This is a genomic window from Streptomyces sp. NPDC017529 (genome assembly GCF_044329785.1).
In the GTDB taxonomy this organism is placed as follows: Bacteria; Actinomycetota; Actinomycetes; order Streptomycetales; family Streptomycetaceae; genus Streptomyces.
Genome location: NZ_JBIRJY010000003.1, coordinates 105,629 through 121,883, shown reverse-complemented (window position 1 = coordinate 121,883; position 16,255 = coordinate 105,629). Strand labels below are relative to the sequence as shown.

The following is a 16,255-nucleotide window of genomic DNA, read 5'->3' as shown; positions in this document are numbered from 1 at the left end:
CGCGGGTCAGCGGTGCTGGAACTGCGGCCCCTGCGGCGGCAGGACGAAGTTCGGGTCGGGCGCCGGCCCCTGGGGCTGCTGCGGGTAGCCGTAGGCCGCGGGCGGCGGTGCGGCCGCGCCTACGGGCCCCGTCGGGTACGGCTGGTGCCCGGGCTGCTGAGGAGGCTGCGGATAGCCGTACGAGGGCTGCTGCGGCTGCTGCGGCATCGGACCGGGGTAGCCGTACGCGGGCTGGGCCGGCGGCTGGGCCGGCGGCGGCGGGATGTTCGGGGCGTTCTGCGGGAAGCCGTAGCCGCCGCCGGTGGGCTGCGGCTGGGGCGGGAACGCGGCGGGCGGGGCTGCCGCCGGCGGGGCCGCGGGCGGCGCCAGCGGGAAGGAGTCCGGTTCCGCCGGCGCGGCGGGGGACGGGGCCGCCGGCCGGGTCGCGTCCGGGTCGGGAAGATGGTGGGTGGCCGCCTCGGGGTCCGTGGCGGACGGCACGGCCTTAGGCCCGTCCGGTGCGCCGCCGGACGGCGCGGGCGACGACGTGCCGGTCCCGGCGGCCGGCGCCTCGCCGTCCTCTTCCTCCACCGAGATCCCGAACTCGGTGGCCAGGCCGGTCAGCCCCTTCTCGTACCCCTGCCCCAGCGCCCGGAACTTCCAGCGGTCCGCGCGCCGGTACAACTCGCCGCAGATCAGGGCCATCTCCTTGCCCGTCTCCGGCACCACGTCGAAGACCGCGACCGGTTCGGTCTCCCCCGAAGCGGCGTCGTAGAGCAGCACCCGCAGGTCCCGTACGTGCGCAAAGGTTTTGCCGTCCGCCGAGGCGGTGAGCATGACACGGTCCACCGACGCGTCGAGACCGGACAGGTCCGCCTCGATCGTATCGGTCAGCGCGTCGGCCAGCTGCGTCTTGGGCAGGTGCCGCACCAGGCCGCTGGGGTGGCGCGGCTGGTTGTAGAAGACGAAGTCCGCATCGGAACGCACGCGTCCGTCGGTGCCGAGCAGCAGGGCCGAGGCATCGACATCGGGCACTCCGGCGCCGGGGGTCCAGCGCAGCACGGCCCGGACCGCCGTGGTGTCGAGGGGTACGTTCGACCCTTTCAGCATCGCGTGCGTCATGCCTGCAATCCTGCCTTCCCGGAGGTCGGAGGGACAACGCGGGGGCCTGCCCGGCGTGGCCGGACCGGTGTTCGGGACACCGGGCCGCCGGATGCCGGTTACGTGCTGTTCATACGGGCGGGAACTTTCCCCCGTCGGCCGCACGTACGATTACCGGCCGGATCCAGACAGCGAGTCGCCGCGGGGTGGCCCCGGCCCCGCCTGCTCACGGGGAGTTTTATGCGTCATTTTGGGCATCTTGCGCCCGATATCCGGAACGCTTTGTTCCATCAGGAGCCGGCCGAGTTCACCGCCGACTCCTCGCCAGGCACGCTCGCCGTGGCTCTGGGGGCGACGCTCTACAGCCCCGCCACCCGCCCGCGGCTCGCCGCGGACATCGTCAAGCAGACCGGCCGCGGGGTGGTCTCCATGGTGCTCTGCCTGGAGGACTCCATCGGCGACGCGGACGTGGCGGCCGGCGAGGAGAACCTCGTACGGCAGTTCGCGGCCCTCGACGCCGAGGCCGGGCGCGGCACGGACCTGCCGCTGTTGTTCATCCGGGTCAGAGCGGCCGCCCAGATTCCGGACCTGGTGCGCCGACTCGGCCCCGCCGTGCGGCTGTTGTCCGGATTCGTACTGCCGAAGTTCACCGAGGAGCGGGGCGTTCCGTTCCTGGAGGCGCTGACCGGCGCCGAGGCGGACTGCGGGCGGCGGCTGTTCGCGATGCCGGTGCTCGAATCGCCCGAACTGCTCCACCTGGAGAGCCGTGGCGAAACCCTGCGCGGCATAGCGCGCACCGTGGGCAAATACCGCGAACGGGTGCTGGCCCTGCGGCTCGGCGTCACGGACTTCTGCTCGGCCTACGGCCTGCGCAGGGCCCCCGACATGACCGCCTACGACGTCCAGATCGTCGCGTCCGTGATCGCGGACGTGGTCAACGTGCTGGGCCGGGCGGACGGCACCGGCTTCACGGTCACCGGACCGGTCTGGGAGTACTTCCGCCTGCACGAGCGGATGTTCAAGCCGCAGCTGCGGCAGAGCCCCTTCCTGGGCCGGGCGGAGGAACTGCGTACGGCCCTGATCGAACACGACATGGACGGGCTGCTGCGCGAGATCGAACTCGACCGCGCCAACGGCCTCCAGGGCAAGACCTGCATCCACCCCTCGCACGTGGCGCCGGTGCACGCGCTCTCCGTCGTCAGCCACGAGGAGTTCAGCGACGCCGCCGACATCCTGCGGCCCGAACGGTGCGACGGCGGCGTACTGCGCTCCGCGTACACGAACAAGATGAACGAGATCAAACCGCACCGCGCCTGGGCCGAGCGGACCCTGCTGCGGGCCGAGGCGTTCGGCGTGGCCCGCGAGGGCGTCGGCTTCGTGGAACTGCTCACGGCGAGCCTCGGACGATGACGACGGCGGAAGAGACGAAGGAGACAGGCGCAGTGGTGTGGACCGGAGAGTGGGTCGCGCGGCGGCTCGGCGTCTCGCTGAGCGGCGGGGAGGAGCTGCCCCGGCTGCTGGGGCTGGCGCTGCGGCGCAACCCCAAGCGGGCCCACCTGCTCGTGTCGAACGTGCTCGGCAAGCACGTACCGCAGCGGCCGGACGCGGTGCACGGCGCGGGCCTGGGGCTGGGGCGCCGGGTCCGCGACCTGCTGGGGGACGCGGACGCGGCGCGCGCCGTCGTCCTGGGGTACGCGGAGACCGCGACCGGACTGGGCCACAGCGTGGCCGACGGGCTGGCCCTCGCGCCGTACCTGCACTCCACGCGGCGGCCGGTCGCGGGGGTCGAGCAGGCGGGCGGCTTCGAGGAGGAACACAGCCACGCGACGTCCCACCTGCTGCTGCCGGAGGATCCCGCGCTGCTGGCCGGAGACGGCCCCCTGGTCCTCGTCGACGACGAGTTCTCCACCGGCCGTACGGTCCTGAACACCATCAAGGCGCTCCACGCCCGCTTCCCGCGCGACCGGTACGTCGTCGTCGCCCTGGTGGACATGCGTTCGGAAGCGGACCGCGCCCACCTGGAGAAGTTCGCCGCCGACTTGGGCGCGCGGGTCGATCTCATATCCCTGGCCGCCGGCGGCGTACGGCTCCCTGCCGACGTACTCGAACGCGGCCAGGCCCTCGTCGCGGCCCACCAGGACCCGGCGGCGCCCGAGGGCACCGCGGCGGCCCAGGCCGTACGCGTCGACCTCGGCTGGCCCGAAGGCGTCCCGGACGGCGGGCGGCACGGGTTCACCCCCGGGCACCGGGCCCGCCTGGAGGCCGCGCTGCCCGGCATGGCGGCCCGGCTCGCCGACCGGCTCGGCGGCGCGCGCCGGGTGCTGGTCCTCGGCAACGAAGAGCTGATGTACGCGCCCCTGCGCCTCGCCGGAGCCCTGGACGACTCCACGGCCGCCGAGGTGTACTTCTCGACCACCACCCGCTCGCCGGTCCTCGCCGTGGACGACCCCGGCTACGCCATACGGACCCGGCTGGCCTTCCCCGCCCACGACCGGCCCGCCGACGGCCCGGGGGAGCGGTACGCGTACAACGTCGCGCCCGGCGCGGCCCCGGAGCGCCGCTTCGACGCCATCGTCGCCGTCACCGACTCCCTGGGCGACACCCCGCGGCTGCACGCCGCCCACGGCCTGCTGGGCAGGCTCGCCGCCCACACCGACCGGCTGCTGCTCGCCGTCGTCCCCTCGTACACCCCGGCGTACGCACAGCCGCGCACGCCGGCGCCCGCCTCCGAGCCCACGCCCCACGCCACGCGACGACAGGTCTGACCGATGCCCCTCCCCGAGCCGCTGCGCGGCCCCGCCTTCTCCTCCTACGCCCCCGACGAGGTCGGCTGGCTGCTCCAGGACCTGTCCTCGGTCAGCCTCGAAGCGCCGACCGAGGAGCGCGAAGAGGCGATCCAGGCAGGCGGCGCGCACTACGCCGAGTCGCTGCCCGTCGAATACCAGCCGAGCGCGGAGTACCAGGCGCTGTTCCACAGTGCTCTTGAGGCCTCCGCCGGCCGCATCGCGCGTGCGGTCGGAGCCGTCACGGAAACCGTGATCGCCGAACGGTCCCCGCGTCCGGTCCTGGTCTCACTGGCCCGCGCCGGCACCCCCGTGGGCGTCCTGATGCGCCGCTGGGCGCTGCACACCCACGAACTCGACCTGCCGCACTACGCCGTCTCCATCGTGCGCGGCCGCGGCATCGACACCACCGCCCTGCGCTGGCTGGCCGCCCACCACGACCCGGCGGACGTGGTCTTCGTGGACGGCTGGACGGGCAAGGGCGCCATCACCCGGGAGCTGGCCGAGGCGCTGCGCGACTTCCCCGGCTTCGACCCGCGGATCGCCGTCCTCGCCGACCCGGGCGGCTGCGTGGACACCTACGGCACCCGCGACGACTTCCTCATCCCCTCCGCGTGCCTCAACTCGACCGTCTCCGGCCTGATCTCGCGCACCGTGCTGCGGGACGACCTCGTGGGCCCGGACGACTTCCACGGCGCGAAGTTCTACCGCGACCTCGCCGGGTCCGACCTGTCCCGGGTGCTCGTCGAAACGGTCGCGGGCCGCTTCGACGAGGTCGCCGAGCAGGTCGCCGCCGACGCGAAGGAACTGGCGGCGGCCGACCGTTCGCCCACGTGGGAGGGCTGGGCCGCGGTCGAGCGGATCAGCGAGGCGTACGGCATCCACGACGTCAACCTCGTCAAGCCCGGTGTCGGCGAGACCACGCGGGTCCTGCTCCGGCGCGTCCCCTGGAAGATCCTCGCCCGGCCGGGAGCCTGTACGGACCTGGACCACGTACGCCTGCTGGCCGCCCAGCGGGGCGTACCCGTCGAAGAGACCGACGGGCTCCCCTACACCTGCGTCGGCCTGATCCACCCCCGCTACACGCGGGGCGCGACGGGCGCGGACGGCAAGGCGGTGACCGCGCCGTGAGCACCATCGTCGCCAGCGACCTGGACCGCACCCTGATCTACTCGGCGGCCGCACTGGACCTGGCCGTGCCCGACGCCGAGGCCCCGCGCCTGCTGTGCGTCGAGGTCTACCAGCGCAAGCCGCTCTCCTACATGACGGAGACGGCCGCGGGGCTGCTGACCGCCCTCGCCGGCGCCGCCACCTTCGTACCGGCCACCACCCGCACCCGCGAACAGTACGGACGCATCCACCTGCCGGGACGCGCCCCGCGGTTCGCCGTCTGCGCGAACGGCGGCCACCTCCTCGTCGACGGGGAGTCCGACCGGGACTGGCAGCGCACCGTCGCCGCCCGGCTGAGCGCGGAGTGCGCCTCGCTCGACGAGGTCCGTACGCACCTGGTGCGCACCGCCGACCCGGCCTGGCTGCTCAAGGAGCGCGTCGCCGAGGACCTCTTCGCCTACCTCGTCGTCGAGCGCTCGCTGCTGCCGCGGACCTGGGTCAAGGAACTCGCCGAGTGGGCGGACGCCCGCGGCTGGACCGTCTCGCTCCAGGGCCGGAAGATCTACGCCGTGCCGAAGCCGCTCACCAAGAGCGCCGCCGTGGCCGAAGTCGTCCGGCGGACCGGCGCCTCGCGGGTGCTCGCCGCCGGTGACTCCCTGCTCGACGCCGACCTGCTGCTGGCCGCTGACCGCGGGTGGCGGCCGGGGCACGGGGAGTTGGCGGACTCGGGGTGGGACGCCCCGCACGTCACCGCGCTGAGCGCCCGCGGCGCCGCCGCAGGCGAGGAGATCCTGCGGGCCTTCACCTCCACCTCCGGCACTACCACCCCCACCCGCACCGGCTGACCCGTACGTCTCAGCCGCAGCAGCCGCCCCCGCAACAGCCCCCGCCCCCGCCACCGCTGGGCGCGGGGGCCGCGGCGGTGCCGCCGACGGCGACCGTGGACAGCAGCTTGACCGTGTCCTCGTGGCCGTCCGGGCAGGTCGCCGGGGCGGAGGACTCGGCCATCGGCCGGTTCAGCTCGAAGGTGGAGCCGCAGGAACGGCAGCGATATTCGTAACGAGGCATGCCGACAGAGTAGACAACACACTCCGGCCCTCACCATTCGCTGAACGAGCCGTCAGCGTGCCGCCAGACCGGGTTGCGCCAGGCGTGCCCCTTCCTGCCGGCGGCCCGTACGGCCGGTTCGTCGACCGTCACCCCCAGCCCCGGGAGGTCGGTGCGCAGGAGGCAGCCGCCGTGAAAACGGAAAACCTCCGGATCGATGACGTAATCGAGAAGCCCGGCGCCCCGGTGGTAGTGAATGCCGATGGACTGCTCCTGAATGAGGAAATTGGGAGTCGTGAACGCGACTTGCAGGCTGGCGGCGAGCGCGACCGGCCCGAGGGGGCAGTGCGGGGCGAGCTGGGCCCCGTACGTCTCCGCGAGAGCGGCGATCCGGCGCAGCTCGGAGATGCCGCCCGCGTGGGAGACGTCCGGCTGGACGACGGCGACGCCGGCCTGGAGCGGAGCCAGGAACTCCTGGCGCGCGAAGAGCCGTTCACCGAGCGCCAACGGGATGTTGGAGGCGTTGACCAGGTCGGGAAGAGCGTGCCGGTAATCGGGCAGCACGGGTTCCTCGACGAACATCGGCGCGTGCTCGGCGAGCAGCGGGAGAAGGCGCCGGGCGTTGGCGGGGGAGACGCGGCCGTGGAAGTCCAGGGCGAAGTCACGCTCGTCCCCGAGGACTTCGCGGGCGGTCTCGGCGCGCCGCAGACAGGCCCGCACCTCCGCGCGGGTGGCGACCGGCGTCATCGGCCCGCAGCCGTTCATCTTGACCGCGGTGAAGCCCGCCTCGGCCTGCGCGGTCAGCGCGTCCCGTACCTCCTCCGGTTCGTCGCCGCCGACCCAGGCGTACGCGCGGACACGTTCCCGCACCGGCCCGCCAAGGAGCTGGTATACAGGCACGCCGTGACGCTTCCCCTTGATGTCCCACAGCGCCTGGTCCAGCCCCGCGACGGCCGAGGAGAGCACCGGACCACCACGGTAGAAGCCGCCCTTGGTCATCACCTGCCAGTGATCCTCGATGCGCGACGGGTCCTGCCCGACGAGATATTCGGCCAGCACCCCGACGGCGGCCCGCACCGCCTCGGCACGGCCCTCGACCACCGGCTCGCCCCAGCCGACGACGCCGTCGTCGGTCTCCACCCGGACGAACAGCCAGCGCGGCGAGGCCAGGAACGTCTCGACACGGCCGATACGACCGCCCTCCCCGCCGCTACGTGGCATGCCGACGGCGGCCGTGGCCCCGGTGCCGGGAGCCGGCGGGAGCCGCGTACCGGGGTGCCGCATGCGCGCCGGTACTGGGCGGCAAGGGCCGCCGGACCGTCCGCGCCGTAGCCTCCGGATGCCGGGCGCGCCAGTACGGATTGTCGTGGGGCAGGCCACCGGACACACGCCCGTACATGCCGAAGACCAGCAACATCAGCCCCACCACAAAGCTGAACAGAACATTCTGGATCCGGAAGGCCAGGTAATTGAAGCCGGTCTCCAGAATGGCGAGATTGACGAATCCACTGAGCAGGAACGCCACACCGAAGACGATGTTGAGCGTCGAGGCGAAGTTGCCGCCGACCACCATGCCGCCGAAGAGCACCAGGCCCACGACGATCGACAGCACGCTCAGCGCGCCGTTGGTGTTCAGCCCGGCGACGGTGTCGCCGCCCGTGTCGAAGAACCCGATCTTGTCGATCAGGCCGAGAATGCCGAACGCGACGAGCACCAGCCCCATCAGCCCCGCGCCGATCCGGTAGACCATGCTGAGCCGGTGGTCGACGGGCAGATGCTCGTCGAGCCGCGTGTGCCGCACCTTGCCGCGCAGCGTCCGTGAGGGCCCGTGCAGAGCCTGGCCAGCGTCCATGTCCGGCCTCCTTCACGCAGATGAGCCGCCTGGACCGTATCCGTCCCTCCAGCATCCGCCCGTACGCGGCGGCACGCCAGAGCGCCAGCTCACGGGGCCGCTCCCGGCCAGGGCCCGCCGCTCATCCGCCGCCCGGCTCAGCCCGCCCCGCCACCCCGCTCGTCCCGGATCTCCTGGACCACCCGGGCCGCCGTCCGGCGCACCGACTCCGTCTCGGTCAGGAAGTGCCACCAGTCCGGGTGGCGCCCCTCCAGCCCGGCGACCGCCCGCTCCAGCCGCGCCACCGCGTCGTCCAGCGGCCGTGCGTGCCGCGGATCGGGCGTGCTGCGCCCCGCCATCGCCAGCCGCTGCGCGTCCCGGAGCGCGAAGCGCGTCCGCTCGACCTCCTTCTCGCGGTCGAAGGACACCTCGTCCAGCCGCCGCAACCGGTCGCCGGCCGCCGAGACCGCCTCGTCGGTCGTGTTCAGCAGCGCCCGCACGGTCGCCAGCAGGCTCGTCGCATCGGCCCACCGCTGCTCGTCCCTGGCCCGCTGGGCCTCGCGCACCTTCGTCTCCGCCTGCGCGACGGCGTTTGCCGCCTGGTCCGGTACGTGCTGGAGATCCTGCCAGCAGGCCGCGCTGTACCGCCGCCGCAGTTCGCTCAGTACGGGATCGACCTTTCCGGCCCGCGTCGTGATGGCCTGCGCCCGGGTCCGCAGCGACACCAGCCGCTTGTCGATCTCCGCGGCCTGCTGCGGCAGCCGCTCCGCCTTGGCCCGTACGGCCTCGGCCTCGCGCAGCACCTCGTCGGCACGCCGGATCGTCTCCTGCACGCCGTGCTGCCCGGCGCCCTGGTTCAGCTTGGTCAGCTCCGGCGACAGGGCGGCGAGCCGGGCCGCCAGGTCGTCCGCCGTGAAGTCCCGCGCGCGGACCGCGTCCAGCGCGTTGCTCGCGGCCAGCAGGGCCTGCCGGGCCCGCTCCACCGCCGGCGCGAGCCGCGCCAGCTGCGTCTCCGCGCTCTGCAACAGCGGACCGAGCCCCTGCGTGAAGCGGTCGAGATCCGCCTTGACCCGCTCCAGCTCCTCCTTGGCCCGGTGCAGATCGGCGCGCGCCCGCGAGGCCGCGCCGGCGTCGAGATCGTCCCGGTCGAGATCGTGGGCGTCCACGGCGGTGATGTAACCCTGGCTGACCTCGTCGATCCGCCGCCCGAAACTCTCGTACTCCTCCGCGGCCCGCCGTGCCGCCGGGGTCCGGTCGACCGCGGTGATCGTCTCTATGCTGATCCGCAGGTCGCGCTGCGCCGTGTCCAACTCGTAGAACGCCGCCGCCGCGGCGTCCTTGGCCGCCTGCGCGTCCGCACGCTGCCCCTCCCCGCGCCCGAACCAGCGCCGCGTACCACCACCCGCGAACGCGGCCGGGACCACCGCCGCCAGCAGCGGCAACGGCAACAGAACCAGCGCCACCGCATCCCGCAGCGCGCCCCCTCGGGGCCGACGGCGCCCTGCACGGCGTGCTCGCTGCTCGTGCGGCTGCGTATGTGTCGCCGTCACATCCCTCTCCCGATCACATCGCCCCAGGCCCGGCTGCCATTCTCCCACCCAGTAGGAACGAACACAGCGCCCGATTGGTTCGCAACCACCCCGCGCCGCCAGACCCCCCACCCCCCTGGTTTGCGCCACAGCCCCGCAGGCAAGGTAGTCTGTCGGCTCAGCCAGGGCGCATAGCTCAGCGGTAGAGCGCTGCTCTTACAAAGCAGATGTCACAGGTTCAAATCCTGTTGTGCCCACACAGTGCTAGTCCGCAGGTGAGCGACTAGATCGAGGCCCCCAATCATGATTGATTGGGGGCCTTTTCGATCTTGGAAGTCCACATGGAATCCACTTCCCCATGAGCATCTTCTCCGGCAGGGGGTGGCTCGGGCGGGAGATCCGCGTACAGGGGTGGGCGTGCCTCCCTACACTGCGCACGCCGCCGCGCCGCTCCGTGAACCGCAGGCGTTCGTGCTGCGGGCGGACAGGAGCCCAGCCCAGTCGGCCCGCCTTCCCGCGCCGTCATGGTGGTGCGAACGGCGCGAGCGCTCCGAGATGGTGCGGTCAATGTCTGAAGCCGATGCCGCTGGCGAGGGCGGCTATCGCCCTGGCCAGCACGATGACGTAAACCATCATGAGCGCGCGATCACGCATCGCCACGACCGACAAGCACGGCGTGTGCCCGCTCGTCGGTCTCGTTGAACGTCGTGGCACAGAACCCGCCCACCATCGCGACGCGCTGCTGGAGAGAGATGCGCTGCTCAGGATCACGGGCAAGACGGTCCCACGTGTGAACCAGACAGATCACCTGTCGACGACCGGCCTGCGTCCGCATGATCTCCAATAGAGCGCCAAACTCAGGTCGCTCGCTGTCCAGCGCGTGGTCGCCACGGTCGATCCAGTCACCCGCAACCTGCCAGCCTCGTCGCTGCTCGGCGTAGTTGTGGCAGCCGTCCAACCGCATGTCGAGATAGGGGCTTGAGGCTGTGGCGTTGCGGTCGTAGATGAAGGCGAGGGGTGTGGACGTGGTCATCCGAATGCCTCCGCGGAGAGTGTGCTGCCGGGGCCGAATGCGGCGCCGAGCGCGATCGGGTCGGTGGGGGTCCCGCTGCCGTCCGGTGCTTCCAGCCAGCCGCGGCCGTACACGCTGTGCCCCACCGGCGGGCAGAGCAGGGGCCAGCGAGGCGGATGAACGGTGAGTGCGGGCAGGCCGTCGAGGTGCTCCTCGTCTGTACGGCCACAGGACGGTCGCTGCGCTGCGTGATCCAGGCCGTTCCGGCCTTAGCCGTGGTCGGCTTGGTCATCATGCAGGGACCGTAGGACGGGCGATTGCGTGTCCGCTTGCCGATTGCGCGCGATTGCGAATTCAGTACCCGGGTTGCTGCAATTGCTCAGGACAGATCGAGCGACGCCCTCGCACGGGCGATCAGACGGTGCGCCTGGTGTCCGTACACCGCAGCCTCAGCGAGCCAGTCCCACGCCCTTTCGTACAGGGTGAGGCTGTCCGCGTCGTCGAGCCACATCTCCGCGTTGATCGTCTCGACGATCACTAGGCGGGTGTCGTAGATCCAAAAGCCGTGAGCGGGGGTGCGCCGCAACTCGGCGGAAAAGGGGATCACCCCCAACTCGACGGTGTCGAGGCCGATGATGCTGATGAGTCGGTCGAGCTGCGCAGCCATTACCGCCCGCGGGCAAACGAGAACATGGAGGGCGCCCTCCCACACCAGAAACCGGAAGCGCCGGCCAGGCTCGTACAGCGCTTCCTGTCGTTGCAGGCGCTTGCGGACCGCGCCCTCGGTGTCCTGCGGTGTCCCCTGAAACGCGGCGTTCGCGGTGAACACGTGTCGTGCGTACTCGGCGGTCTGGAAGAGGCCGGGGATGAGGGCCACCTCGAAACCTCGGATGGTGCGCGTCCTCGCGGTCTCCGCGATGGCCACTTCCTGGCGGACCCGGTGACCACCAGACAATTGCCGACGCCACGTGCGGTAGCTCGTCTCCAACCCGTTCAAGCGGCCGATCAGTTCCGCCGCCACATCAGGCCGACCCGCAGCATCCGCCCATGCCCGGAGGTCAGAGGGTGATGGCGTCTGCTTCCCCAGCTCCAGACGCGAGACCTTTGACGCCTGCCAGCCGAGTCGTGCTGCGAAACCCTTACCGTTCATGCCGCCCTCGGCGCGCAGTTCACGCAGCCGGGCGCCGAGGGTGACACGGGAAGTCAGGTAGTCGGAACTCACGTAGTGGAACGTACCCGCTTTTGAAACTCAGTCGTGGGGACTGCGTAATGCCATGCCGTGTCCCGTGCCTGGCAGGCGGCCAGTACTTCGGTGGGGTCCTCGGACACGATGACGCCGAGCGTAGTGTCCTGGTCGTCGAACACGAAGCGCACGAGGACGCGGGAGTCGAAGAGCCAGAAGTCCTCCTCCGGCAACCGCAGACGCTCGGCCTCGGCCCGGGGAAGGTTGCGGATGTCCTCGCCGGCCGCGACGTTCCCGAGGCCGCTGTCCAGCAGGAAGCGCTGCCCCTCGGTCGGCGGGGCGTCGACCAGCCGTACGCGCTCGAAGCGCTTCCCGAGCCTCGCCTGCTCGCGCACGTTCGTTCGCCACTCGTTCTCCTCCCCGCTGATGTCTTCACCGCGCTGCCAGCGCTCCCACTTCGGCGTGCCACGGTCGGCCGCGTAGCCGCGGCGGGTTTCCAGCCGCCATGCGGTGTGCCCGAACTCGCGGAACAGGTGAGTCACCTCGGCGAAGGAGACCATGTCGCGCGGTGCGGACCGCGGGGCGAAGCGGACGAGGAGATCGCGGGGGACGGTGACGAACGTTTCCGTCGGCTTCACGTCTCGAAGTTCGGCGAGGTGGCTGGGGTCGGTGACGCGGTCGCCCTGGACGAGGATGTCGTCTGTTCCCTCGACTTCGTACAGGGTGGGGCAGTCGCCGTTGTCGCTGGTGGTGCCGATGAAGCGGAGCGCCATGTGCTTCCTCCCGTGGTGGGGTGCGCCCTTCAGGATGCGCGGAATGCCACCGTCCTGCTTGGCGATTGCGGGAGATTGCGCGAGCCCGTAACCGGCATTCGGATTGCGCGCATGCACGATGCCCCGCCCCTGCGGCAGGGGCGGGGCATCACTCGCATCACCTGGACGATCCGCCCAGTGATCTACCTGCCCCTTGCCCACGGACAGGGAGCCGTACTCTCCACCTGCACAGAGGACTTCAAGCCCACCCGACAGGCTGAGTTACAACTTTCTCCACTGGTTCAAGGGCGGCTCGCTCACGCTCGCCGCGCTCATGTCTCCGCCCCGCTCAGCCCGGCCGGTGCCCGACCCGCGCTCAGGGCGATCAGCCACCAGACCTCAAAGAAAGGGGTACGTCGTGGCTGGGGCGGTCGGCTCCACGGCTTTAGGCAGCCACTTTGGGGCGAGCCTCTAAGATCATGGCCCCCACGTCGTGCTTTACCGGGCAGGTCCACAGACTGCCCGACGCGCCATCAGCTTACGGGGCCATGATCACTCGCTCCAAAACAGCTCCCGCCCAAAGCCGCTCCGCCGACCTCGGCACGCATCGCCCCGTCATTCGTTACCTATCTGTGATGATAGATACCAACTTCCGTTAGAGAGTCACTGCAATTCTCGTGCCAAGCTTTATACGTCGAGGCCGGTGACTATCGGAGAGCTTATGAAGAAGTGCTCCAGGTGTGGGGATTTGCGCCCCTTGGCTGATTTCAATCAGAATCGGTGCAGGCCAGATGGTCTGCAAACGTATTGTCGCGACTGCTGCAAGGCGGTGAATCGTGAATATCGGCGCGCCAATCCGGTCGTGTTCGCTGAATATATGCGGCGCCATCGGTTGAAGAATGGGCCTTCTTGTGTGGTTGAGGAGTGCTCAAACGGGAATTGGGTGTTGATTGAGGTGCCGGAGATGCCGCAAGGGGCTGAGGATGATGAATGACTCGCCAAGCGAGGAGTGGGGTCCCGTGGCTGATGCCTCCAGGGAGCCTGGTGCTATTAGTTGCTCGGGAGCTCGATGGGTCGCAGTCCTGAGCGCAGTTGGGACCCTCCTCGCAGGGGTCGCTGCTTTGATCACCTCTCTTCGCTGAAGTTGCGTGCTTACGTGAGCGGCTTCGAAGGCTGTGGTGAGTCTGCGCGGGAGCGTGGAGGCGGCATTGCCGCCTCTCGGCTCTCCTGGGTGCCACTCATGGCGACCTGGGGCGGGAGCCGGCGGCGGCCGCTGTTGTCAGTGGTGCTGCCTATGCTGGGTGTGGGGAGCTCGCGCCTTGGCTGGCATGTACCGGCTGACGCGGAATGACGTGAGGGCGCCTCGCGTCGTGGTGCTCGGGCAGCCCTTCAGTGGTTGGGACATGGGGCAATTATTTGCTCTCCGATGTCTTATGGGCTTGTGGATGGAGGGGCTGCTGGCCGTGGCTCCGATCGACGTCGGTGTGAAGCCGAAAAGAGATTCCGAACGACAAGCCAACCAGGCCGCTTTAGACCGCCTAGCCGAAGGGATTTCGGCAACTGTCGACGCCGACCAGCGAGGGGCTGATTACGACGGGACCGCAAGGTGGAGCGTTGCCCTGCATGGTGATTACAATAATCCCAACACCAACAAATCCCTACCTGGTGATATTGCCCCAGGGTGGGCGCCTCTGGAGATAGGTAACACGGATGCAAGCAGCGTGCTCTTGCATCTTGCTCGGTTCGGGTCGGTCGCACGCTGGCCGTACGGTCAGGATATTCTGACGGTCTTACATACCCACCCGCGTGGGCTAATTCAGGGATGGCGGCTTGGAGATCCGGCGCCCGACAGCGTCATGGATGATCTCGCGGAGTTTAGTAACTGGGTAGCTACTGGTCGGATGCTCGGTCCGAAGATGATGCGGGAGCTGATGCGGGGCGGAAAGTAGCACATCGAATCGTGCAGAAGTGCCGCTGGGGAGGGAGGCTTGGCCGGCTCTGAGTCGCCTGCGGTCGTCGGTAGTGCCCAGCAGGAGCGATGGCGACGGCCTGAAGGGGGAGGACGTCAGGGGGCCGACCGGGTGTGACATCTGCTGCTGACATCAATACCAGCGCACAGTGGCGGATCTGGGTGGTTTTCAGCGGTGCGGGCGCAATCCAGCCCCAGGGCACAGGAGCCAGCCGGGTGAACTTACAAAGCAGATGTCACAGGTTCAAATCCTGTTGTGCCCACCATCAGTAATCAGCAGGTATGGACGTAAAGGCCCAGGTCGCGGGGATTCCCGGCCTGGGCCTTCGCCGTGTCTGCCCCTTCGCTCCAACAGGCCGTATCCGCCGGGCAGTTCGTGCGCGGGCAGGTTGGGCTGGGCAGACACGTCGGTCCTCCGTCCGCCCGGCGGCCGGCCGATGAGTCGGCCGCCGGGCAACTGGTGCTACTTGCTGGTCCGCGGCGGCTACCGGAGGTAGGGGTTGGGGTAGTGAGAGGGGTTTTGGCCACGGGCGCGTAGAATCAGCCAGTGGTGATCGAACTCTCGAACGAATTGATCAAGCTGGAGCAGGACGCCGTCCGAGCGCACGAAAAGCTCCGTGCCTACCAGGCCGAGTGCGGTCGACCGTCCGCCGGCGATGGCTGGACGGACGAGCAGCACGCGACTTGGCAGGGTCTGTGGAACGCCTGGCGTGAGGCCGCCGAAGCCGTCCAGGCGCAGCTGGAATTCGGCGAAGGAAGCCGGTTCGAACGGGAACGAGCCCTCAAGGCAGCCGTCCGGCACCCCGCTCCCGAAGGGGAGTAAGAAAGCGGCCCGCCGTGACGGGGGGCGGCGGGCCGGTTTGTCCGAACTCTGAGCAGCGGGGTCAGTGGGGGCAGAGTTCTATGTGGATTTCTTGGGCGGTGGGGGTGAGGGTGCCGTCGGTGGAGTGGAATTCGGTGCAGTGGTGGGGTGTGGGCGGGGTGGGGTTGTGTCGGGCGATTCCGGAGAAGCGGTTGGTGGTTTCTCTGAAGAGTTTCGCGCTGCCGGTCATGAAGAGGGTTTCGGCGTAGAGGTGCTGGTGGAACCGGTCCCGGTTTTCCCGGTGGTGGCGGGTGCCGGGGTCGGTCTCGGGCTCGTCGGCCGGGGTTGCGTCGGGCAGGGTTACGGTGCGCGGGCGGCCGGGGGTGAGGCGTCGGCGTACGTCCTTCCAGCGTGATGGTGTGAACTGGCGGGAGTGGTGGAGCAGCACCAGGTCCAGGGTGTGGGTGCCGGGCTGGGTGGCTCGTAGTGGCAGGTGGATCAGTGCGCGTGGTGACGTTGCCGCCAGTGTCCACAGGGCGCCTATGTGTTGTGCGGATTCCTGGTCCAGGGAGAGGTTCAGGCGTAGGCCTTGGTTGGCGAGTACGGCGTGGGGCAGGGGGCTGGCCGGGCGGATCACTTTGAAATTCTCGGCGCCGAGGCGGGCCTGGTGGATGGTGATGGGGAGTTTCATCTGTTTTCGGGGTGTGGGTGGGTGTGGGTGGGGTGTTTGGGGGGTGGGGTTTGTATTTTTGCTGGTTGGGGTTTGCGGGGGTGGGGCGGGGGCGGTATTGAGTCTTCGACGTGCGGGGGTGGCGGTCTCGGTGCACGCTGAATGCATGGGTGAGCATCCGCCGGTGATCGTGCACCCGCCCTCGCCGTCGGGCGGGCGCCGGGTCACCGTTCATGGGCAGATCGTCGGGGTGGCGCACGGGCGGGGGGATGTCGCCGAGTTCCTGCGGCACGCGGGTTTGGCGCCCGATGCCGAGGACATCGACCTCGATGCCCCGGGGCTGGTGGAGTGGCGTGGCGGGGACAAGGAGTGCTGGGTGGGCGCCGGGTAGGGCCGAGGTGGCTTGAAGTGTCGCTTGGTGTGTGGGGGCGTGTCTGGAGAGTTACCGGGTGGGCAGAGTCCTGTTGTTCGACTTTCAAGCGATGTG

Annotated in this window: 14 protein-coding genes, 2 tRNA genes and 1 pseudogene; 8 read left to right on the top strand and 9 right to left on the bottom strand. The window is 70.0% G+C overall.

All coding sequences use genetic code 11. The annotated features are described in order from the left end of the window. Window positions 1-6: 6 nt before the first annotated feature. Entirely contained in the window at window positions 7-1,101 is a 1,095-nt protein-coding gene (locus ACH4K4_RS07890; RefSeq protein WP_398165576.1) for a TerD family protein, read from the bottom strand. A 219-nt stretch (window positions 1,102-1,320) separates the two neighbouring features. On the opposite strand from ACH4K4_RS07890, the gene ACH4K4_RS07885 reads away from it, so the two are divergent. From ACH4K4_RS07885 to ACH4K4_RS07875, 3 genes and pseudogenes are all read left to right on the top strand, one after another. Beyond that, window positions 1,321-2,490, top strand: coding sequence for an HpcH/HpaI aldolase/citrate lyase family protein (locus ACH4K4_RS07885; protein WP_398165574.1), 1,170 nt, complete (start codon window positions 1,321-1,323; stop codon window positions 2,488-2,490). Then, window positions 2,487-4,994 (top strand): annotated as a pseudogene (locus tag ACH4K4_RS07880) (phosphoribosyltransferase). The gene ACH4K4_RS07885 and the pseudogene ACH4K4_RS07880 overlap by 4 nt, the downstream one beginning before the upstream one ends. Then, window positions 4,991-5,818, top strand: a complete 828-nt coding sequence (locus ACH4K4_RS07875; protein WP_398165572.1) for an HAD family hydrolase — start codon at window positions 4,991-4,993, stop codon at window positions 5,816-5,818. Before ACH4K4_RS07880 ends, ACH4K4_RS07875 begins: the two are co-directional and overlap by 4 nt. A 10-nt stretch (window positions 5,819-5,828) precedes the next feature. On the opposite strand, the gene ACH4K4_RS07870 is transcribed toward ACH4K4_RS07875, so the two are convergent. From ACH4K4_RS07870 to ACH4K4_RS07855, 4 genes are all read right to left on the bottom strand, one after another. After that, window positions 5,829-6,041 carry a zinc ribbon domain-containing protein gene (locus ACH4K4_RS07870; protein ID WP_030183475.1) on the bottom strand — a complete coding sequence of 71 codons (213 nt, stop codon included), beginning with the start codon at window positions 6,039-6,041 and terminating at the stop codon, window positions 5,829-5,831. A gap of 30 nt (window positions 6,042-6,071) precedes the next feature. Continuing rightward, complete coding sequence (gene dgoD, locus ACH4K4_RS07865) at window positions 6,072-7,241, bottom strand: galactonate dehydratase (protein WP_398165568.1); 1,170 nt, start codon at window positions 7,239-7,241, stop codon at window positions 6,072-6,074. Further along, entirely contained in the window at window positions 7,231-7,872 is a 642-nt protein-coding gene (locus tag ACH4K4_RS07860; protein ID WP_398165566.1) for a DUF4383 domain-containing protein, read from the bottom strand. Before ACH4K4_RS07860 ends, dgoD begins: the two co-directional genes overlap by 11 nt. Window positions 7,873-8,009: 137 nt before the next feature. Continuing rightward, a complete protein-coding gene (locus tag ACH4K4_RS07855) occupies window positions 8,010-9,401 on the bottom strand; it encodes a hypothetical protein (RefSeq protein ID WP_398165565.1) in 1,392 nt (463 codons plus the stop codon). 164 nt (window positions 9,402-9,565) lie between these two features. Here ACH4K4_RS07855 and ACH4K4_RS07850 point away from each other — a divergent pair. Next, window positions 9,566-9,637: transfer RNA gene (locus tag ACH4K4_RS07850), tRNA-Val, on the top strand. A gap of 389 nt (window positions 9,638-10,026) precedes the next feature. Here the strand turns inward: ACH4K4_RS07850 and ACH4K4_RS07845 are convergent. The 3 genes from ACH4K4_RS07845 to ACH4K4_RS07835 form a co-directional block, all read right to left on the bottom strand. After that, complete coding sequence (locus ACH4K4_RS07845) at window positions 10,027-10,413, bottom strand: recombinase family protein (RefSeq protein ID WP_398165564.1); 387 nt, start codon at window positions 10,411-10,413, stop codon at window positions 10,027-10,029. A 358-nt stretch (window positions 10,414-10,771) separates the two neighbouring features. Beyond that, window positions 10,772-11,614 (bottom strand): helix-turn-helix domain-containing protein, encoded by an 843-nt coding sequence (locus ACH4K4_RS07840; protein WP_398165563.1) that lies wholly within the window; start codon window positions 11,612-11,614, stop codon window positions 10,772-10,774. Beyond that, complete coding sequence (locus ACH4K4_RS07835; protein WP_398166290.1) at window positions 11,611-12,348, bottom strand: DUF6879 family protein; 738 nt, start codon at window positions 12,346-12,348, stop codon at window positions 11,611-11,613. The genes ACH4K4_RS07840 and ACH4K4_RS07835 overlap by 4 nt, the downstream gene beginning before the upstream one ends. 1,424 nt (window positions 12,349-13,772) lie before the next feature. Between ACH4K4_RS07835 and ACH4K4_RS07830 the strand changes: the two genes are divergently transcribed. The 3 genes from ACH4K4_RS07830 (at window position 13,773) to ACH4K4_RS07820 (ending at window position 15,119) form a co-directional block, all read left to right on the top strand. Then, the gene (locus ACH4K4_RS07830; RefSeq protein ID WP_398165561.1) at window positions 13,773-14,276 is read left to right on the top strand and encodes a hypothetical protein; all 504 of its coding nucleotides are present in this window, start codon (window positions 13,773-13,775) and stop codon (window positions 14,274-14,276) included. 217 nt (window positions 14,277-14,493) lie between these two features. Beyond that, window positions 14,494-14,562, top strand: a tRNA-OTHER gene (locus ACH4K4_RS07825). A gap of 281 nt (window positions 14,563-14,843) precedes the next feature. Further along, window positions 14,844-15,119: a hypothetical protein gene (locus ACH4K4_RS07820; protein ID WP_398165559.1), complete on the top strand. Its 276-nt coding sequence runs from the start codon at window positions 14,844-14,846 to the stop codon at window positions 15,117-15,119. A gap of 61 nt (window positions 15,120-15,180) precedes the next feature. On the opposite strand, the gene ACH4K4_RS07815 is transcribed toward ACH4K4_RS07820, so the two are convergent. Beyond that, window positions 15,181-15,789 (bottom strand): hypothetical protein, encoded by a 609-nt coding sequence (locus ACH4K4_RS07815; RefSeq protein ID WP_398165558.1) that lies wholly within the window; start codon window positions 15,787-15,789, stop codon window positions 15,181-15,183. Window positions 15,790-15,934: 145 nt separating this feature from the next. On the opposite strand from ACH4K4_RS07815, the gene ACH4K4_RS07810 reads away from it, so the two are divergent. Then, entirely contained in the window at window positions 15,935-16,159 is a 225-nt protein-coding gene (locus ACH4K4_RS07810; protein WP_398165556.1) for a hypothetical protein, read from the top strand. Window positions 16,160-16,255 lie beyond the last annotated feature (96 nt).